Here is a 19071-nt window from a genome sequence, read left to right as displayed (position 1 = left end):
TAAATTTTAGAAAAACCTACTGTTTACTAGTTGTTAGATTATTAGGTGTCTTGTGTCTTATATCTTTCTTCCCATAATGAAGATATGTAGTATATAAATATAGAATAATAGCAATAAAATACTATAAAATTACAAAAAATAGGGTATAAATAGTACACCTATAGGGAGAGAGTGTGAAACTCAAAAAAGACACGAGTCAATGAGACACTTCATCAACTTAGGAAAAATTGAATGAAGGGCAAAAGGCATTTTCGAAAGGATTGTTTTTAATATAATTAACACGAAATACATTGGACGTCGTTAGTGATGGAAATTTAGTGTCAAAGTAATGAATGTAATACCTAAAAAAGGAGTGGATAATAATGTTAGGAAATATAATCTGTTTCATCCTGGGAGGGATGCTTGGGATGTTTGTAACATCACTATGTGTTATTGCTAAGGACAGTGATAAATAATGAGGGTAGACTTCAAGCGAGCTCATATCAATCATGCTAAGGCAGAGCTTAGAAACTATAAGTATCTCTTAAATGTCTGTCGTGGCTTTGATGATAAGATACTTCAGCTACAAACGATACTAGAGGGAGTTCAATCACCTGGAGCAATGGTTGAGTTCACAACATCTTCCGGTGAGAGTCATTCTGTTCGTCAGCAAGAGTTACGCGATAAGCTACAAAAATATCAGTATGATCTTGCTAATGTTCGTTATCGGACCGATAGAGTGAAGTTTTTTTTAGAGAACCTCAAACAGGAAGAACGTGAAATAGTAACTAAAGTATATGTTAATCGGGTACACATTGAGCGAGTGGCTTTAGAATACTTTTGCTCAGAGAAAAAGTTAAGAAGAAGGATTGATGATATACTTATACAGTTTTAGATTTGTAGAAAACATCTAAAGTACAGTTCATCTGTGTAATTGTATTAACTAGATTGATACAATGAAGAAAAGGAGGTAATTCATGTGAAGAGCAGAAAGAATAGTGAACGAAGAATTTTCAATTCACTTGAAGATGACTTCGTTAAAATTCTAAGGGGATTTGTTCTCGCTGGAATTGTTGTTTACTTCACTGACTGGCTTATTTTAGGAGTGGTAGCGTTTATTATTGGTGCAACTGGAGTACCTTTTAGTAAAAAGTGACCGTCGCGCCCCACTTTTACGTGATATTATGGTAATGTGGCTATTGAGCCAAACAACAACCACAGCTATGTTATCCTTTCTACATAGAAAAATACAGACCCGCTCCCTTTCTCAGTGGGTTTTGTGTATAATGGAAGTAAATATGAGAAAGGAATCACAAAATGAAGCTAAAAGTTCTGACAATTGAAAGTGAACGAGTTAGGAGAAATGAAGTAAATATTAATACAATTTTAGAAAACAGAATTTTAGAAGAAGATAAGTCAGCCAACGGTCGTTACTTCGCATATAAACATATAATTGAATCACAAAGTAACGACCATGGAGTTTTGCAACAAACGGGTACCATGCAGTCATTGGGAGATAGACTTGCATCAAGAGGCGAAAAGTTGATTAAGTGTCGTTTTATTGTGGTTGATACTTTATCGAAAAATGTATATTATGATGGAAATCAGACTGATATAAGGATAGTTTTAATGGAATTATTCGATGTACATTATAAAGAAATCATGTTTGTAACTGACATTGATTCTTTTTATAAACTAAGACAACTTAAAATAAAAACTACACCAAGTGGGCAAATAGGTATGGATGATGATATATCGATATTAAGTAGTCAAGAAGATATGTTTAAAGATTTGTGCGAGGATGGGTCTCAAGTAGCATCTACAGTTTTCGAAGTCAATTTCATAAAAGAGGGAGCAGTATTTAAGAAAGATGCGTTTAAGAAGATAGCATCTAGGAGTAAAAAAGGATTGATTACAATTACCGCAAAAGGGTTTGACGAAGATGGGAATGAAGTAAAACTTAGTTCAAAAATTTCGAAAGAAATTCTTGTTCTTCCAGAGGTGAGTAGTTGGGAAGATAAGCTTTACTTAAAACTTGGTTATTTAGTTAGTTCTTTAGTAGAGGAAGGTAATAATGAGAATAGTTAAAAATTTTTTCATTAAGATGTATAAATTATACAGAAGTTCCTATTTCTCAGTTCATATATTTTTGATACTATTATCCTTTGCTTTATATTTTTTTATAAGAAAATATAATGTGTTAAATGTTGATCAAGTTTTTACAGAGGTTCTCAACGGAATGGGTATTTTGACTTCTTTCTTTATTCTTGTGATTGATAAAATCAATGTAAAGAGTCTGGGTGATAGATATCCAAATAGAATTAGATGCGGTTTTATAAAAAAGTATAGTATAAGTGAGGGAATAAAATTAATGAATACGATTTTTTCTCTTACCATTTCTATGTTTGCAATTTTAGGGACAAATTATATATTACTGTTGTTTGGAGTAAAAAATGTAGTGTTATTAACATGTCTAATTGTGTATATTTTCGTTAGTTTTATTATTGCAATTTCTATATGGCACGCATTTGAATTAAAGGGAGTAGAATAAGGAGGTCCTGAACAGTGACAAGAAAAATCTCAAATAAATTAAAGCCTTGGCTTACTGAGTCAGGGCTTTTGCGTATACAGGGTTGGGCTCGTGATGGCTTAACAAATGAAGATATTGCAAAGAACATCGGAATCAACCCCAAGACTCTCTATGATTGGATTAACAAGTGGCCAGAGATAGAAAAAGCTTTGCGATTAGGCAAAGAACCTGCTGATCGTAAGGTTGAGAATGCATTATTCAATAAGGCTGTAGGCTATACTTACATTGAAGAGGTGCCAATCAAGACTAAAGAAGTCCTATACAATGAAAATGGTAAAAGAAAAAGCGAAAAAGAAACTATTCATATGGTTGAGGTAACTAAACATGTTCCTCCTGAAACTACCGCAGCTATATTTTGGCTGAAGAATCGTAAACCAGGAGATTGGCGTGATAAGCAAGAGGTTGAACATAGTGGAGAAGTTGATACAACCATTAAAATCAACATTGTGCCTGATGACGATGATTGAGTTAAATATTAGTTCAAAGTGTTTTAATCCAATCTACTTAGAACACATGATGAATAATCAAAATAGAAAACAACATTACTTCGGTGGTTCATCTAGTGGGAAATCATTTAGCCTAGCACAACGTACAGTATTAGATGTTCTTGAAGGTCGAAACTATTTAATCTGTCGGAACGTTGCAACAACAATTAAGAGGTCTGTATTTAACGAGATTGTTAAAGCTATGAATAATTTCAAAGTTCGAAAGTACTTCGATGTTAATAAAAGTGACTTTGTCATTACATGTACCCTAAACCAGTCACAAATTCTTTTCACAGGTCTTGATGATACCGAGAAAGTAAAATCAATAACTCCGATAAAAGGGGTACTAACTGACATATGGGTTGAAGAAGCAACAGAGTGCAATCTTAAATCGATAAAACAATTAGAAAAAAGACTTAGAGGTCGTTCGAAATTCAAAAAGCGAATGACCTTTTCTTATAACCCTGTATTAAAAACATCATGGCTCTATACCGAATACTTTAACGGTCTATGGCAAGACGATAAGCAGTATGTAGAGGGTAATGATGTTTCAATCCTTAAGACAACCTACAAGGACAATCTATTCCTATCACAAGATGATGTAGATGGAATGGAAAACGAAACAGACCCTTACCACTATGAGGTTTATACACTTGGCAACTGGGGAGTATTGGGTGCTGTTATCTTTAAAAATTGGAAAGTTAAAGAGTTTGACAAAGAAGCATTTGAAAAATATAGACACGGGAATGACTGGGGATTCAGCGATGATCCATTCGCTTATGTTCGTGTTTCAGTTGATGAATTAAAGAAAAAGAAGAAGCTGTATATATGTGATGACTTACAAGCAACTAATCTATCAAATGAAGAAGCAGCAGAGTTAATCAGACCAATAGTAGCTTCATCACTAATAACAAGCGATAGTGCAGAACCTAAATCGATTGAAAAATTTAAGGAACTGAGAATAAACGCTAAAGCAGCAAAAAAAGGTCCTGGCTCATTGGAGTTTGGAATTAAGTTCTTACAAAGTCTAGAAATTATTGTGCATCCTAGTTGTCAGAACATAATTAATGAACTGAGCGTTTACAGGTTCAAAGAAGATAAATCAGGGAATGTGTTGCCAATACCCGTAGATAAAGATAATCACGGAATAGATGCACTCAGATACGCTCTGGAGAGCGATATGGTGGAAAGAAAAGTTAGAACACGAAAGGGGCTGTATTAATGGAACTTACTCGAGAACGAATAGATTTTATTAAAGCACAGAAAGCTGAAGAAGAAAGCAATACTAAACTTAAGCAAGATTATTACAAAGGGAAACACAGAATTCTTGAAAGAAATAAAGATCCGGATTTAAAGAATAACAAGGTTGTTGTTAATCATTGTAAGCGTATTGTGGATATTAACGCAGGTGCTTTATTTAATCAACCGGTACAGTATCAAGTGAACGAAGGACTTGATATTCAGCCGCTACTTGATGAATATAACAAACAAACAATCGAACGGTTAGATTTATCAAATGCAAAAAAAGTCGGTATTAATGGTAAATCTTATGAATATATTTATGCAAAAGAAGTGGACAATCAAATTAACATTATTTCTGTACTGTTAGATCCTAATACTTCATTTATCAAATATGATAATACGATTGAACGAAACAAGGAATATGGAGTATTTTGGACTTTTGATTCAGAAACAAAAACCGAAGAGTGGACACTTATGGACGATTCTGAAATTAATATCTATATAGTTGACGATAAAGGTTCGATAATCTTAGATGAGGAGCGCTCAAGTCAACACTTATTTGGTCGAATTCCTATGATTGAATATGTTAACAATGAAGAACACCAAGGAGATTTCGAACAAGCAATCTCTTTGAATGATGCGCTAAACATATTACAGTCCGATAGAATTAATGATAAGGAGCAACTCGTATCAGCAGTATTAGCTTTGTATGCCGCAGAAGTTGACGATAACGACATGGATGCAATTAAGACACATAGAGTCTTAATGCTCCCAGAAGGAGCAAGAGCAGAGTATCTTATTAAATCTATGGACGAAACATCTATAGAGGTACTTAAGAAGTCAATTGTTGATGATATTTATACAGTTACAATGACACCTAACCTCAGTGATGAGAAATTTGCTGGTAATGCATCAGGAGTCGCTTTGGAGTTGAAACTTATTCCATTCATTCAAAATATCGATAACAAAAAAACATTCTTGTCTATAGGAATGGATGAACGCTTTGAAATATATTCAAATGTACTGGTGGCGCTTGGTAGAATGAAGCAACATGTTGACGCTTCTCAAATGGATATCATCTTTAAACACAATCTACCTCAAAACAAGCTGGAAATTGCTCAAATCATCGGGTTGCTTTGGGGCAAGGTAGACCGTGAAACACTTATCAGTTGGCTTCCTGATGTGAAAGATGCCAAGGAAATCCTAGAAGCCCTGGATGAAGACGAAGAAATAGCACGTGAGAAGTACAATATCCCAAATTACGGTTTTGATGAAGTAGGAAATAATGAAGACGAAACATAGTTTTGAATATTGGGAAAAACGACAAGATAGTCGCCTTGCATATTCAGAACGTGTTGCCAGTCAAACTGTTTCTAATATTGCTGACGTCTATGATGATTCTCTCGAAAGGGTTCAAAAGAAAATCGATAACATTATTAAAAATTATTCTAAGTCAATTAAGATGCCACAAGATAAACTTAAGGACTTGTTGTCAAACCATGATGTAGATAAACTACTAAGTGATCTAACACAAGATTTAATTGCCAACGGTGCGAATACCAACTCTAATATGGCTTGGTTGAGAGGAAACTACTTAAAGAGAATTAGTAATGAACAAGCGATAAAGTTACAACTGGAGAACGAACGTCGTATCATATCAGAAAATGAGAAAACTATTAGTTCTCTTGGTTACAAGAAAACAATAGACCAAACATATATGACTTTAGCTAAAGACCTTTCAGGTAAAGGAAAGGCCCTAAGCGAGAGTGCGAAACAATCGATGCTAACTAATCGATGGGTGGGCAATAAAAACTATTCAGAACGTGTATGGGATAACACGGGTGAATTATCTAAAGACGTAGACAGACTAATTAACTCCTCACTTCTATCTGGTCGTTCTAGAGTTGATATCCAAAACGACCTCATGGAAAAATATGATGTTGCTAAGTATCGTGCTGAAGTATTGGTGCGAACTGAAATGAACTACTTTGAAAATCAGTCAGAGCTACAGTCTTATAAAGATTTAGGTGTAACACACTATTTATTCTTTGCAACACGTGATAACCGTACAAGTTCATTATGCTCTAGTATGGATGAGTCGAGATATCCAGTAGCTGAGGCGAAAGCAGGTCTTAACTATCCACCAATGCATCCAAACTGTAGAAGCGGTACACTTCCAGATTTAGAGTTTGAAGAAGATTATCGAGTGTATAAAAATCCAATTACTCTTGAACGGGAGAAAACCACAAAGTCATACGACGAGTGGTATGAGTCAAAAAGACAAGCCTATAATGAAGGCCCGAATAAATTTGATATTGAAGTATCTAAACATCAAAATCATTCAAGAGATAAAACAGAAATGAATAAAATGGTCAATGAGTTAGTTAATGATCACGTTCCCAAAAACATTAAAGACTTTCAGATTTTAAAATATGAAAACGATGTGCAATTTAGTAGGTTAAAAAACAAATCAAGGCTGTACAAAAGTGGGATAAAGAATGGTACTTTATTGCCTGAAAATGATATAATGATATCAGATGATAAATTCACTAAATACCTTCTAGACTATTCGAGCGAGCGTGGAAAACATAAAGCTCATGTAATTGAATCAGTACTTGGATATAATCAGACAAACTATGACGAGTTGATTGCAAAAATAAAACTTGAATTGCCATTTAGTCCTATGCTTGATAGAAGAGATACAAAGTTTGGAACCAGAACAACTATTCCAATAATAATTGATGGTCCTAATAATCGCTATTTGAAATTAAATACTGTATGGCAAAAAGATGAGGTCTCGAAAGAATATAGATTTATTACTTTAACATTTGATAAAAAGAAAGGGTGATAGTATGAAATTCAATGAATTTGATGTTGTTAAACTAAAAAACGATGATTTGGAGTTTGGTGTAAAAAAGAGTTATTTAGGTACTATTGTTGATGTTCAAAAAGGAACATACTGCGTAGAATTTTTAGATGATAACAATAACACAATCGAAAAAGCTTTGGACAAATACTACTCACCTGATGAACTTGTTAAAGTTAATTAAAAATAATCTAAATTAAGGCGGACCAAACATCCGTCTTTTATTATGGAGGTGATCAAAAGTATCTAAATAGTAATGAGGACAGTTAAGTAACTGTCTTTTTCTTGTCCTGTGCATGACGCAATAAAAGGCACAAATCTTTTAACCACATAAGAACTCAGAGGTAGAACACTCAGAGGGCAGAAGGAGAAAACTATGAAAGATTTATTTAAATTCCCGTTAAACATTCAATTGTTTGCGGACGAAGGTTCAGAAGGGTCAGAAGAGGGTAACGAACACTCAGATGAAACTGCTAAACCGAAAGAAGATACATTCACACAAGCCGACATTGATCGAGCTGTAACGAAAGCGGTTCAAACTGCAACAACTAACTTAGAAACTAAAAATAAAACAGTACTACAGAAAGCTGTTGATGACGCTTTAGCAGAAGAACGACGCAAAGCATCATTAACCGAAGAACAACGTCAAGAGGAAGCGCGTACTCAAGCGCAAAAAGCATTTGAAGCCAAGGAGGCTGAGCTTAACAATAAATTACTTCGTGTTGACGTAGGGCAAGTGTTAGTTGAGCATGAGCTTAATCCCGAGTTGCTAGATTTTGTATTAGGTAAAGATGTGGATGAATCAATTAAGAATATCGACAAACTTGTTTCGGTTATTGATAAGCAAGTTGAAGATAGAATCAAGAAAGTTGTTACTAAGCCAGGTGTTCCAAATAAACCACAAGGCAAGTTAATAACAAAACAAGAAATTATGAGCATTAAAGATGATGAAGAACGACAAAAACAAATAGCTCTTCATCCACAATTATTCAAATATGGAGGATAGAAAATGAATAAAGAACATAAATTTCCACTAAACATTCAATTGTTCGCAGAAGGTAACATTATTAAAGAAGGAGACATGGGTAAAGCCAAAGACATTGACTTTGTAGAACGCTTTAGTGCGTCATTAGTAAAGTTAACTGAAGCGCTTGGAATCACACGTCCGTTACCAATGAAACAAGGCAATAAGATTCAAACATACAAATTTGTTGTAACACCAGCAGCAGGAGATGCTGCAAAAGGAATCGTTCGAGAAGGCGAAGACATTCCATTAACACACGTTAAACGTGAACTTGATCGTGAAATTGAAGTCGGTTTTCGTAAGTACCGTAAGGCAGTAACAATGGAAGAAGTTCAACGTATTGGGTATGATGCAGCAGTGAACAAATCAGATAAGCAAGTCCTTGGTTTGATGCAAAAGAATGTGCGTACTGATTTCTTTGATTACCTTGCAACAGCACCAACAAAAATGAAAGCCAAAGGTTTACAGGCTGCGTTTGGTAAAGCGTGGGGTAAATTGAATGCGTTGTTTGAGGACTATGGAGAGTTCCAAATTGTACAATTTATTAACCCTGAAGATGCTGGTGAATATCTTGGTGAAGAAGCGATTGCTAATGGAACATCTGTTGGTTTTGGGTTGACCTTACTTAAAGACTTCACTGGCGCAGGAATTGTCTTAATTAATGCATCTGTGCCTCGTGGCAAGGTTTATGCTACAGCAGTAGATAACATCAATCTAATGTATATTGACGTGAATGGTGAGGCAAGAAAGGTGTTTGAAGGAAAGACTGTTGTATCAGACGAACTTGGTCTTATTGGATTAGTTAAAGAAGCCAATACAATTAACGCTACAACAAGTTCGACACTATTTAATGGTGTTACTTTATTTGCAGAAATTACTAACGGCGTCATTGAAGTAACAGTAGAGAAACCTGTACCTGAACCAGCTGGCGAGTAATTATGGAAATAGTCCAAGCAATTAAAGATTATATCAAAGTCTTGGACTCTGATCTTAATCTTGAAGAAAAGCAAATTGAACTAATACTAAACAGAGTGAAGGTATATCTCAACAGAGTAGATATACCTTTTATTCTGTCGGGAACGATTGCAGAGATGATCGTTGAGCAATCAAAACAACAAAAGAAAAATGATGGCGATGTTATTTCATCAATATCGGATAATGGACAATCAATTTCCTTTAGTAATACAGTGTTTCAATCAATGATATCTCAAACGGATGCTGAACTCTTTGGTTCTCATACTGTTATTCTCAATCGATTTAGGAAAGTAGGTGTTATCGGTGTTAATCCCTTCAAAGATGAATGAACTCATGGATAAATACTTCTATGATAAAACAGTAACCTTTTATACCATAGACAAAAAAATTGATGACGAAGGCGGTCGCAAGAACGGAACTTCAAGAGAAGCAGGCAAAACCAAATGTAACGTTAATCCGACATCAAACAAGATGCTAAAGGAAAATTTTGGTATTGACGTTGATGCGAAGTTGATGATTACCTGCAATCCAAGCGAAAGCGTTGAAAAAGGTTACACGCTATCTTATGGCGGGATTGATTATGAAGTAGTTGAAGTTCTGCATCAAGATTCACACCTCAAGATACTATGTCTGTAATTAAAGGTCTTGATAAATTGCTTAGCAAGATGAATAAAGCGCCTAAGATTGTTCATGATGAGGTGGTCAAAGAGGTGCGTCGTAAAACTTTAGCTATTCAAAAAGATGCAAAGAGAAACGCGCCCACTGGGATTACTGGTGATTTACGTCGTTCGATTAAAGCTGAGGTAGAAAGTGATGGAAAAGGTGTAGTTGGTCGAGTTCATACAAACCAAGAAGCAGCAATGTATGTTGAATTTGGAACGGGACCAGTAGGTAAAGGAACTGCTGATATAGTTCCAAAAGGAGTTATACTTCAATATCGTGATACGCCTTGGTTTGTGAACGCAAAAGATTTTCCTGATTATGATAGATATCGCTTTATAACTATCAGTGCAGGAGAAGAAACGTTTATCTTAGTACGCGGACAAAAAGCACAACAATTCATGAACCCTGCAGCACAGAAATACAAAGAGACAGTAAGTGATGATATGTCGAGTTCCATTCGTAAACGAATGATCAAGGAGCTGAAAAAATGAGAAAAGAAGTACAAAACCAACTCCAGAAGGTTACAAATAACGTATTTCAAGACTACCCAAACACAGACAAAGATTACCCGTGTTTAGTCTGGAGTTTATCTAATGAAGGACGAGCTAGTCATGATGGAGTAGCGTTTTACAGACAATTCCTAAGAGTCGAAATATTTGCACTACAATCAAATGAACGAACAGACCTTGAGATTAAATTAATAGAAACTCTATTAGTTGAAGGCTGGATAAATAGAAGCAACAATGAATTACCACATCCTGATTATTACAGACAAAATTTAACCTTTGAACGAAAGGAGTAGCAAATGACTACAAAAAACGAAATTAATCCAATTAACGAAACGGAGGAAGAAAATGTGAGTAAAGAAGAAAAACGTACGATTGGTACGAAATTAACATTGGCTAAAATTTCACCAGAAACAGAGGACACAAAAATTGGTGACCTTACAAGTATTGGTGAAATTGGTCTTGAAAGTGAAGAAATTGACATTACAACACACGACAGTGAAGGTGATTTCAAAGAGTTTATTGCAGGTTCAAAAGATGCAGGCGAGGTTTCTGTGGAGGGATACCTATTCAACCACAAAACATTTGAAACATTACTTAAGCTAGCAAACAGTCGTGAAGTCCGTGACTGGACTGTAACCTATCCGAGTGGTGCCGAATGGAGCTTTAAAGCATTTGTTAAGTCGATTAAAGATGCTGAAAAAGGACTTGATAGTGTAGCAGGATTCAGTATGTCATTACGTGTATCGGGTGCGCCAACATTCACGGCAGCTAAATAGGAGGAACTATGGAGTTTAAATTTACGGCATCAATTATTGATGCGATTGAACAAACACAAAAAGAACCAATAGGTAATGTTGTTTCTGATAATACCATTCGTAACATGGCTCGTTTTATTGAAAAAGCGGGTGTTAAAGAAGATGGAACCGTTGGTATGTCAAACAGCATTGCATTAAAAAAGATTGACGCATATTTAGAAGAGCCTGAGAATGACATGGACTTACTTGTACTTGATGTTACTGAAGCTCTTGTTCGTGATGGTTTTTTATCACGAGACCTTTCGGTGGAGAAGATGAGAACACTGAAGAAAACCAGAGCCAAACAAGCGATGGAGGAAATCGACAAGGTAATCGAAGGGTAAGGAAAGTTTTCTTCGGGGAAGAGTGGCGAAACCAAGAGGTTGATGCTATACGTATTGGAATGCAACTAGATTATTATTGGAATCTTACTCCAAATCAATTTATAAAGCATCTCGATGTATTCAAAGAAAAAGAAATTAACAAAGCAAAGTTTGCAGATGAAATTGCTCATTTAATGGGCTTATATGTACTGCAAGCTTTTAATGACCCCAAGAAATATCCTAAGGAACCATATCATAGTCAGACAAAACACACTACTATGTCGGATGATGATATGGAACGTATTGCACGTAGAAACACAATCATGTTAGGAGGTGAGATTGACGAATGACAATTGAAGAACTACAAATTTTAATTACCGCAAACACGAGCGACTTAAAAAAAGAAATAACGAGCACAAACAATACCCTTGCTAGTTTAGAAAAGAGTTCGTCAAGAACAAGCAAAGGTGTCATTAGTGGATTTAAGTTTATGAAAACCGCAATCGTAGCTCTTGGTATAGGAAAAGTTATTCAATCAATCATCACTAATCTTGATGGTGCAATTGCTAGAGTGGATGCTTTGAATAACTTCCCTAGGACGATGAGTAATCTTGGTATCAGTGCAGAACACTCACAGCAATCGGTTAATCGACTTAGTGAAAAGTTAAAAGGCTTGCCTACAACCTTGAACGATGCGACATTATCAGTACAACGTTTCACGAGTGCTAATGGAAATATTAAAGCATCAACTGAGATGTTTCTTGCAATGAATAATGCTGTTTTAGCAGGTAATGCGCCAATGGATATGCAACGATCCGCCATTGAGCAATTAAGTCAAGCCTATAGCAAAGGAAAACCTGACATGATGGAGTGGCGTACTGCTATGTCAGCAATGCCGGCCCAACTAAAACAAGTTGCGTTATCAATGGGATATGCAAGTTCGGATAAACTTGGCGAAAGCTTACGTAATGGAACAGTTTCAATGAATGATTTCATGCTTGAATTGATAAAATTAAACAAAGAAGGAGTCAAAGGATTTCAAAGCTTTGAAGATCAAGCACGCAACTCAACGGGCGGTATTGCAACATCAATGATAAACGTTAAAACAGCAATCACGCGTGGTATTGCAGACGTGATTAATGCAATTGGCCAGTCTAATATAGCTGGCTTTTTTAATGGAATCACAAATGCAATTAATACAGCAATACCTTATGTAATTGCCTTTGCAAAAGTAGTGCAAATGGCAGTGGGGTGGGTATCTGCCTTATTTGGTAGAACATCTAAACAAGCCAAAACAGTTGGTTCAGATATTAAAGACATTACGACATCTATGGGTAGTCTAGGGGGTTCCTCTGGAACTGCAGCAAAAGGAATCGATAAAGCAACTGGATCAGCAAAGAAACTAAAAAAAGAATTAAAAGGACTTGCCGACTTTGACGATTTACACGTTATGCACCAACCTCAAGATAACGGATCTACAGGAGCTTCTGGCAGAGCCGATGTCGGCGGTGGTGCAGTTGATATGTCAGGTCTTGACTTTGATTGGAATGAACAAGCGAACGGGGTTGATAAAGTATCAGAAAAGGTACAACAACTGCTTGGGTTTGCTAAAGGTATAGGATCATTTCTTGATAAATACAAGGTCCCTATTCTTTCAACTTTGGCAGCTGTAATCGCTGGATTTTCGACTTTAGGAGTCATAGGTTTAATCCCTAAAGTACAAACGTTGTTCAATCTTATTGGTGGAGGCCTTGGGTTATTTAAATTATGGACAAGCGAAATGGGTCTTTTGAAAGGTTCGTTTGACTTACTCGTAACAATATTTGGTGCAACAAACTTATCTATCGTAGCAATCATTGCGGTTGTCATGGCAGTGGTTGGAGCAATCACTCAGCTATGGCTTACGAACGACAGTTTCAAGAAAAGTGTATTGAACGCGTGGAACGGAATTAAAGACACGCTATCGCTTATTTATACGACTGTACTTGAACCAATCCTCACATCGATTAAAGATGCAATGATGATTATTTGGAACGATGGAATTAAGCCTTTATGGGATGGTTGGGTTGAGTTTGTAAGATCTACAGTACTTGTCATGACTGAGTTTTGGGACGAAGTGCTTAAACCGATATTTGATTGGTTAGTAATTACTTTTGGACCAATATTAACAGGCCTGTTTGATATGTTAGCTCAAACTTTTGCTTACGTTTTTTCTGCAATGGGACAAGTTCTTGGAGCATTCTTCAAACATGCTTCAATTGTTATTGACGGAGTTGTTGGAGAATTTAAAGGAATTATTAACTTCATCAAGGGTGTATTCACAGGTGATTGGAAGTTGGCTTGGGAAGGTGTAAAGGCTATTTTCAGTTCAATTGTTGGAACATTCTTTGGAATCTTTAAAAACGTATGGAATCTAATCATGGGATTGTTTAATTCTGGAGGAAAACTATTTGATGGGATTGTTGGAGGAATCGCAAAAATCTTTACATCAATTGTTAACTCAGTGATTAGTGGAATTAACAAAGTTGTATCTATTCCATTTAATACTATTAATGGTGTTTTGAATTTTATTAGGGATATTGATATTCCAATAATTGGTAAACCGTTTAAAGGCTTCTGGGGATATAGTCCAATTCCGGTGCCTCGAATACCAAGCTTGCCAGCTTACGAAAAAGGAACAAACTTTGTGCCTGAAACGGGATTTGCTTTACTTCATAAAGGAGAGAGTGTTGTCCCTGCTAAACAAGGTAAAAAATATGAAGAGCGTGCACAGCGTGATTTAGAAATAATTCACTTGATGCTAGAGATGAATATGTATCTTGCTCGAATTTCTGAAAAAGACACGGATGTCTATATTGATGATGAAAAGGTAACAAAGAAGCAAGCACAATCTCTCGGGAGAAAATTGAAAGCGTTAGGACAAGTATAGGAGGGAAACATATATGCCTACTAAAGAAGAATTAAAGATAGTGGTGAACGGATATCGTTTCCCCTCTCCACTTCGTGATAGCTTTTCAGTAACCAAAATTAAATATAACGCATATGCGGAACGTACAGCTAAATCTATGCGTATTGATCAACTCGGTGATGTATGGAAGCTGAAGTTTACTCTTCCATCACAATCCGAAAATGAGTACATTCGGATATGTAACGCATTAGATCCATTTGTCGTCAAAGTGGAATTTTATAACGATTGGATTGGAGAAAGAATGGAAACAACTTTTTATCACTCTGATTTAGAGTTAGTAAGAATTAGTCAAAATCTTCATCGTCCATTAGAGTTGACGTTTACAGGAACTGAGGTGATTTAATGTATCAAACAAATGAAGAATTTATAAAATTATCTAATGCAATAACAAGAAGACCTATTCCAATTGTATTTATAAACGATATCGAAATTGATATTATCAGCATTGATTTTAAAGAACCTCGTGATTCATTTGTAGGTGGCTTTGTATCCAAATATGTTACTCTATGCATTGACCATCTTGCATACGAAGGAACGCTTGTTAATGCGTTAATCGAACCTTATATTATGTTTAAAGGCTCAGACATCAAGGTGCCTATTGGTAGATTCTATGTTGACAATGAGGATATAGTTTTCGATGAAGTAATGAAGAAATATACTATTACTGCCTATGATTCTACGGTCAATTTTGATATTAAGTATGAGCCTATTGACTTACCTGCAACAGGAGCATCTATAATTACACAAATATGTAATAGATTGAAGATTCCTGTTAATGTTCCATCTTTGAACGCTTTGGTGTTATCTAATGACGAATTTACTGAGTTAAATATCGGAGAAAATGAAAGAATTAGTTATCGACAAGTAGTTAATGATTTTGCTAGATTAAACTTAAGTAATGCAAAAATCAACCGTTTTGGAGTGTTAGAATTTGTATGTGTCTTTTCTTCAGAATCTGTATCACAAATTAGTGGCCATGATTATATGGGATTAAAAATAGATAAGACAAATAAGCCAATTAATTCCTTAGTATATAACGAAGGAGATGTTGAAGACCCTATATTCAAAAGAAATGAATTAAGTATTGAAGAGTATGGATTGACTGAACTTAAATTGCCTACAAGCATATTCATTCAGCTAAATTTTAGAGAGTATAAGCGAGAGGTAGTTGATAGATTATTTAACTTAATGGTATCTACGAATCCTGAAGGGTTCATTTATCACGAATTTAGCACTGACCAGGTAATGAGGCCAGACTTTGACTCTAGTGATGTAGTGGAAATCATGGACATGGAGGAAAAACCTTATAAGACAGTTCTAACAAACGTTGAATGGTCTTGGAAAAATGGTGGGTTACGTGGTTCTCTTTCATGTCCTTTATTACCCGAGACTTTAACTGACTATGAGCTTGATAGCTTAAATCAATCAATACTCAATATGGGTATTAAGGTTGATAGAATAGCGGTTAAAATTACAGAACAGGTTGAAGTTATTGAAAAGATAGATAATGAATTACTTAATCAATCGTCTATCATCACTCAAACTCAATCATCAATAGAACAGGAAATCATTGATAGAATTTCAATGGGTGAAACAATCATAGAAGAAACGACATCACTCATAAGCTCTACAAGCGAAAGCTGGCAAATCATATTCACAAAAATTGAAAATGAACAGCAATTAACATCTGAAGAATTAAATCAATTTAAAACATACTTTAGATGGGATATTAATGGTGCAATTATCGGTAAAGAAGGATCTCCGATTGAGCTCTACCAAACAAACAACAGAATTGAGTTCCGTGAGAACGGAGTAGCATTTGCTTATTGGGAAGGTGGTACGATGAGTGTCGATAACATCATTGCAAAGATATCGATTATTATCGGTACTCACCTTGTTGAAACGTACCAGTCCCCAGTTGTTGGTAAATCTACAATAGTAAGGCAGGTGGACTAAATGGCGTGGGTATTAGTCGGAACAACGAAATTAGGATCGTTTCATCAACTAGAAGTATGGTTAGAGCAGCGTTCTCAAAACATAGCAAACAATAATACAGTTATCGCTTATGAATTTGGGATACGAAGAACAGCGACTAATGGTGGTGCGTATTGGACAACTAACACCAATAACTCCGCATGGTTAACTGTTAATGGTACAAACATATCAATAGCTAACTTTTCTTATGACTTCCGCAATTCAACTTACAAGGTTTTAGCGAGTTCTACAATTACAGTTCCTCATAATGCTGATGGTACTAAATCTGTTTATATTAACGGTACAATTCAAATTGGAAGTGGTTTACTTCAAGGTGGTAATGCTAATGGTACACTGTGGTTAACAACGATACCAAGAGCAAGTAGTATCTCTTCAGTAACAGGGAGTACAATAGGCTCAGTAGTCACTGTAGCAATCAGTAGAGCAAGTTCATCATTTACGCATACTGTTAAGTTTACATTTGGGAATTACTCTCATATTTTAACAGGGCAATCAACTAGCGCAAGTTTTACACCGCCTTTAGATTGGTGTAATGCGATTCCTAATGCAACAAGCGGGACTGGAACGATAACACTTACAACCTATAATGGTTCAACACAGATTGGTAGTACAGTTTCACGTTCGTTTACGCTTACTGTGCCTAATTCTGTATGGCCATCGTTTAGTCACATATCAAACAGCGAGTATGTAGCGGATATAAGGAATAAAGTAGGTGCTTATGTACAAGGTCAATCACGAGTTACCCTAGCTATTAATGGAGCTAAAGGATCATATGGAAGTACTATTAAATCGTATAAGATAACCCTTGCTGGTCATACCATTAATAGTGTTTCTGGAACAACTGGAAAGATTACGCAAAATGGTAATTTGACTATTACAGGTTCGGTAACTGACAGTAGGGGTCGAACTGCTCAAGCAAGTACAACGATTAGTGTCTTAGCCTATGCAGCACCAAAGATTTCAAGTGTTCGCTTTGAACGCTGTACTTCAACTGGAACTATTGATGCCTTAGGAACATTTGTGAAGGTAACGTTTAGTGGTTCAGTGTCATCGCTCATTAATGGCACACAGAAGAATAAACTCAACTACAAGATTTTTTCTAAAAGAACCAGTGAATCATCGTATGTGACAAAGACAAACACAGATCATGGTTCTTTATCATATTCAGCAAGTACGGTACTAAGCACTTATGCGATAGACTACTCGTTTAATTTTGTCGCACGAATTACTGACATCTTTGGTGAAACATCGTCATTTGGTGTTGTGGCAATTGGTGAGGTCTTAATGCATTGGCATAAATCAAGTTTATCGGCAGGAATGTTACTGCCTGGTACGGTATATAATTTCTATGTAGGACCAAAAGGTATGAACTCTTATGGTCCAATCTATCAAAATAACGGAGTACCTGTAGCAAATGGCTATTGTGGTCGTATACCTTCAGGAATTAACTTGAATGATAAAAATGATTTAGGAAGTCTCGGTACTGGAGTATATTGGAGTGTTCAAAATGACGGAGTAACTGGTAAACCCAGTGATTATGGGTTTTTAGTCATATTGGCATCATTTGGAAGCTCGGAAGGTTATGCAACATGGAAACATCAAGCTACAGGTGACCATTACTGGACATCGTGGAATGCTAATAACGTAACAGGATGGCGGCGTTTTATTGATTCTAATAACTACTACAATGAGCTAACTAAGTACCATAGTGATAGAATAATCGGTTACAGTTCTAACGCAAATGGACAGTATTGGAAGTATGAAAGTGGCCGTTTGATATGTAGAGTTATTGGAGTATGCCCTGGGGTTGATACCACATGGGGAGGGATGGCCTATGGTTATTTATCCACTAAAGACTGGACATTCCCACATGCTTTCGCTAACCGAAACATAACTCTTACTGGTTCTCCTCAATATTATGCAGGGTGGATTGGTTCAGACGCAATTCTCGCTAATAAGGTAAATGGATTGGCGTTATATCGTGGAAACATATATAACGTTTCTACTCCAGTGACAATCGAGGCGTCAGGATATTGGAAATAGATAGGAGGTCTCAACATGAGCACGACAGAATTATTGGCTGAACGAAAAGCCGAATTAAAAGAAGAACAAGCAAAGTATGATTATCGTTCAGATGAAACTGAAATTAATAGATTAAATGATCAGCTTCAGAATAAGGTGATTCTTATGAATCAGAAAAAGAATCTGTATGATGAATTTGAAAAAGAAATCGTTCATATTGAAGATATGGAACGGTATTTAGAAACCCTCGAAACAGAGGAAGTGGAGGAAGTATTATGAATGAATTATTTGAAATTGTAAGACCTACATTGATTACACTGGTAACCTTAATCTTAGGTTACTTTTCTTTACAGTTTAAGACATGGATCAATATTAAGATTACAAGCGAACAACAAGCGCAAATTATCAAAGTAGCTAAAGCTGCAGTTGAATTTGTAGAACAAGTTTCTGGAAATAAAATATTTGGTGAAAAAAAACTAGAACTTGCGAAACAACGAGCACTAAGTTCTCTTAATAATATTGGTATCAAGATTTCTGATGAAGAATTAACAATGTGGATTGAAGCAATCGTGAAGGGTATGAATGATCATGCCTTTCTAATTGATACTGATATTCAAACGAAAGAGGGCGAATAAT

Annotated in this window: 24 protein-coding genes; all 24 read left to right on the top strand. The window is 35.8% G+C overall.

Annotated elements, in window-relative coordinates; all coding sequences use genetic code 11:
• Window positions 1-454 precede the first annotated feature (454 nt).
• The 24 genes from G7059_RS07985 (at window position 455) to G7059_RS07870 (ending at window position 19070) form a co-directional block, all read left to right on the top strand.
• Window positions 455-874 (top strand): hypothetical protein, encoded by a 420-nt coding sequence (locus G7059_RS07985; RefSeq protein ID WP_166081559.1) that lies wholly within the window; start codon window positions 455-457, stop codon window positions 872-874.
• A gap of 84 nt (window positions 875-958) precedes the next feature.
• Complete coding sequence (locus G7059_RS07980) at window positions 959-1135, top strand: hypothetical protein (protein ID WP_166081558.1); 177 nt, start codon at window positions 959-961, stop codon at window positions 1133-1135.
• Between the two features lie 161 nt (window positions 1136-1296).
• Window positions 1297-2067, top strand: coding sequence for a hypothetical protein (locus G7059_RS07975; protein WP_166081557.1), 771 nt, complete (start codon window positions 1297-1299; stop codon window positions 2065-2067).
• Complete coding sequence (locus tag G7059_RS07970) at window positions 2054-2530, top strand: hypothetical protein (RefSeq protein ID WP_166081556.1); 477 nt, start codon at window positions 2054-2056, stop codon at window positions 2528-2530. Before G7059_RS07975 ends, G7059_RS07970 begins: the two co-directional genes overlap by 14 nt.
• 14 nt (window positions 2531-2544) lie before the next feature.
• A complete protein-coding gene (locus tag G7059_RS07965) occupies window positions 2545-3036 on the top strand; it encodes a helix-turn-helix domain-containing protein (protein WP_205700199.1) in 492 nt (163 codons plus the stop codon).
• On the top strand, window positions 2981-4276 hold the full coding sequence (locus G7059_RS07960) for a PBSX family phage terminase large subunit (RefSeq protein WP_205700198.1): 1296 nt from the start codon (window positions 2981-2983) through the stop codon (window positions 4274-4276). Before G7059_RS07965 ends, G7059_RS07960 begins: the two co-directional genes overlap by 56 nt.
• Window positions 4276-5598, top strand: a complete 1323-nt coding sequence (locus G7059_RS07955) for a phage portal protein (protein ID WP_166081555.1) — start codon at window positions 4276-4278, stop codon at window positions 5596-5598. The genes G7059_RS07960 and G7059_RS07955 overlap by 1 nt, the downstream gene beginning before the upstream one ends.
• Window positions 5582-7144, top strand: coding sequence for a minor capsid protein (locus G7059_RS07950; RefSeq protein ID WP_166081554.1), 1563 nt, complete (start codon window positions 5582-5584; stop codon window positions 7142-7144). The genes G7059_RS07955 and G7059_RS07950 overlap by 17 nt, the downstream gene beginning before the upstream one ends.
• Before the next feature lie 4 nt (window positions 7145-7148).
• Entirely contained in the window at window positions 7149-7346 is a 198-nt protein-coding gene (locus G7059_RS07945; RefSeq protein WP_166081553.1) for a DUF4926 domain-containing protein, read from the top strand.
• 192 nt (window positions 7347-7538) lie between these two features.
• Window positions 7539-8168 (top strand): DUF4355 domain-containing protein, encoded by a 630-nt coding sequence (locus tag G7059_RS07940; RefSeq protein WP_166081552.1) that lies wholly within the window; start codon window positions 7539-7541, stop codon window positions 8166-8168.
• A 3-nt stretch (window positions 8169-8171) separates the two neighbouring features.
• Complete coding sequence (locus G7059_RS07935; protein ID WP_166081551.1) at window positions 8172-9122, top strand: hypothetical protein; 951 nt, start codon at window positions 8172-8174, stop codon at window positions 9120-9122.
• A 2-nt stretch (window positions 9123-9124) separates the two neighbouring features.
• Window positions 9125-9490 (top strand): hypothetical protein, encoded by a 366-nt coding sequence (locus G7059_RS07930; RefSeq protein WP_166081549.1) that lies wholly within the window; start codon window positions 9125-9127, stop codon window positions 9488-9490.
• Window positions 9465-9797 carry a hypothetical protein gene (locus G7059_RS07925; RefSeq protein WP_166081548.1) on the top strand — a complete coding sequence of 111 codons (333 nt, stop codon included), beginning with the start codon at window positions 9465-9467 and terminating at the stop codon, window positions 9795-9797. The genes G7059_RS07930 and G7059_RS07925 overlap by 26 nt, the downstream gene beginning before the upstream one ends.
• A complete protein-coding gene (locus G7059_RS07920; protein ID WP_166081547.1) occupies window positions 9788-10315 on the top strand; it encodes an HK97-gp10 family putative phage morphogenesis protein in 528 nt (175 codons plus the stop codon). Before G7059_RS07925 ends, G7059_RS07920 begins: the two co-directional genes overlap by 10 nt.
• A complete protein-coding gene (locus G7059_RS07915; protein WP_166081546.1) occupies window positions 10312-10626 on the top strand; it encodes a hypothetical protein in 315 nt (104 codons plus the stop codon). The genes G7059_RS07920 and G7059_RS07915 overlap by 4 nt, the downstream gene beginning before the upstream one ends.
• Before the next feature lie 3 nt (window positions 10627-10629).
• Window positions 10630-11109, top strand: a complete 480-nt coding sequence (locus G7059_RS07910; RefSeq protein WP_166081545.1) for a phage tail tube protein — start codon at window positions 10630-10632, stop codon at window positions 11107-11109.
• Between the two features lie 8 nt (window positions 11110-11117).
• Entirely contained in the window at window positions 11118-11471 is a 354-nt protein-coding gene (locus G7059_RS07905) for a hypothetical protein (protein WP_166081544.1), read from the top strand.
• A 59-nt stretch (window positions 11472-11530) separates the two neighbouring features.
• Entirely contained in the window at window positions 11531-11800 is a 270-nt protein-coding gene (locus G7059_RS07900; RefSeq protein WP_166081543.1) for a hypothetical protein, read from the top strand.
• Window positions 11797-14379, top strand: coding sequence for a tape measure protein (locus G7059_RS07895; protein ID WP_166081542.1), 2583 nt, complete (start codon window positions 11797-11799; stop codon window positions 14377-14379). The genes G7059_RS07900 and G7059_RS07895 overlap by 4 nt, the downstream gene beginning before the upstream one ends.
• A gap of 13 nt (window positions 14380-14392) precedes the next feature.
• Entirely contained in the window at window positions 14393-14761 is a 369-nt protein-coding gene (locus G7059_RS07890; protein WP_166081541.1) for a hypothetical protein, read from the top strand.
• Entirely contained in the window at window positions 14761-16374 is a 1614-nt protein-coding gene (locus G7059_RS07885) for a hypothetical protein (RefSeq protein WP_166081540.1), read from the top strand. Before G7059_RS07890 ends, G7059_RS07885 begins: the two co-directional genes overlap by 1 nt.
• Window positions 16375-18456 carry a DUF859 family phage minor structural protein gene (locus G7059_RS07880; protein WP_166081539.1) on the top strand — a complete coding sequence of 694 codons (2082 nt, stop codon included), beginning with the start codon at window positions 16375-16377 and terminating at the stop codon, window positions 18454-18456. It abuts the gene before it with no gap.
• A 15-nt stretch (window positions 18457-18471) separates the two neighbouring features.
• Window positions 18472-18714, top strand: coding sequence for a hypothetical protein (locus G7059_RS07875; protein ID WP_166081538.1), 243 nt, complete (start codon window positions 18472-18474; stop codon window positions 18712-18714).
• On the top strand, window positions 18711-19070 hold the full coding sequence (locus G7059_RS07870; protein WP_166081537.1) for a phage holin: 360 nt from the start codon (window positions 18711-18713) through the stop codon (window positions 19068-19070). The genes G7059_RS07875 and G7059_RS07870 overlap by 4 nt, the downstream gene beginning before the upstream one ends.
• Window position 19071: the final 1 nt, after the last annotated feature.

Source organism: Erysipelothrix sp. HDW6A (genome assembly GCF_011400295.1).
GTDB lineage: Bacteria > Bacillota_I > Bacilli_A > Erysipelotrichales > Erysipelotrichaceae > Erysipelothrix.
This window is presented reverse-complemented; position numbering and strand designations above follow the sequence as displayed.

Bases quoted from the DNA above. Each gene is read 5' to 3' on its own strand.
- G7059_RS07970 (WP_166081556.1), top strand. From the start codon at position 2,054: ATGAGAATAGTTAAAAATTTTTTCATTAAGATGTATAAATTATACAGA.
- G7059_RS07870 (WP_166081537.1), top strand. From the start codon at position 18,711: ATGAATGAATTATTTGAAATTGTAAGACCTACATTGATTACACTGGTA.
- G7059_RS07880 (WP_166081539.1), top strand. From the start codon at position 16,375: ATGGCGTGGGTATTAGTCGGAACAACGAAATTAGGATCGTTTCATCAA.
- G7059_RS07935 (WP_166081551.1), top strand. From the start codon at position 8,172: ATGAATAAAGAACATAAATTTCCACTAAACATTCAATTGTTCGCAGAA.
- G7059_RS07920 (WP_166081547.1), top strand. From the start codon at position 9,788: ATGTCTGTAATTAAAGGTCTTGATAAATTGCTTAGCAAGATGAATAAA.
- G7059_RS07930 (WP_166081549.1), top strand. From the start codon at position 9,125: ATGGAAATAGTCCAAGCAATTAAAGATTATATCAAAGTCTTGGACTCT.
- G7059_RS07985 (WP_166081559.1), top strand. From the start codon at position 455: ATGAGGGTAGACTTCAAGCGAGCTCATATCAATCATGCTAAGGCAGAG.
- G7059_RS07895 (WP_166081542.1), top strand. From the start codon at position 11,797: ATGACAATTGAAGAACTACAAATTTTAATTACCGCAAACACGAGCGAC.
- G7059_RS07950 (WP_166081554.1), top strand. From the start codon at position 5,582: ATGAAGACGAAACATAGTTTTGAATATTGGGAAAAACGACAAGATAGT.
- G7059_RS07905 (WP_166081544.1), top strand. From the start codon at position 11,118: ATGGAGTTTAAATTTACGGCATCAATTATTGATGCGATTGAACAAACA.
- G7059_RS07940 (WP_166081552.1), top strand. From the start codon at position 7,539: ATGAAAGATTTATTTAAATTCCCGTTAAACATTCAATTGTTTGCGGAC.
- G7059_RS07955 (WP_166081555.1), top strand. From the start codon at position 4,276: ATGGAACTTACTCGAGAACGAATAGATTTTATTAAAGCACAGAAAGCT.
- G7059_RS07890 (WP_166081541.1), top strand. From the start codon at position 14,393: ATGCCTACTAAAGAAGAATTAAAGATAGTGGTGAACGGATATCGTTTC.
- G7059_RS07885 (WP_166081540.1), top strand. From the start codon at position 14,761: ATGTATCAAACAAATGAAGAATTTATAAAATTATCTAATGCAATAACA.
- G7059_RS07975 (WP_166081557.1), top strand. From the start codon at position 1,297: ATGAAGCTAAAAGTTCTGACAATTGAAAGTGAACGAGTTAGGAGAAAT.
- G7059_RS07900 (WP_166081543.1), top strand. From the start codon at position 11,531: ATGCAACTAGATTATTATTGGAATCTTACTCCAAATCAATTTATAAAG.
- G7059_RS07945 (WP_166081553.1), top strand. From the start codon at position 7,149: ATGAAATTCAATGAATTTGATGTTGTTAAACTAAAAAACGATGATTTG.
- G7059_RS07875 (WP_166081538.1), top strand. From the start codon at position 18,472: ATGAGCACGACAGAATTATTGGCTGAACGAAAAGCCGAATTAAAAGAA.
- G7059_RS07910 (WP_166081545.1), top strand. From the start codon at position 10,630: ATGACTACAAAAAACGAAATTAATCCAATTAACGAAACGGAGGAAGAA.
- G7059_RS07915 (WP_166081546.1), top strand. From the start codon at position 10,312: ATGAGAAAAGAAGTACAAAACCAACTCCAGAAGGTTACAAATAACGTA.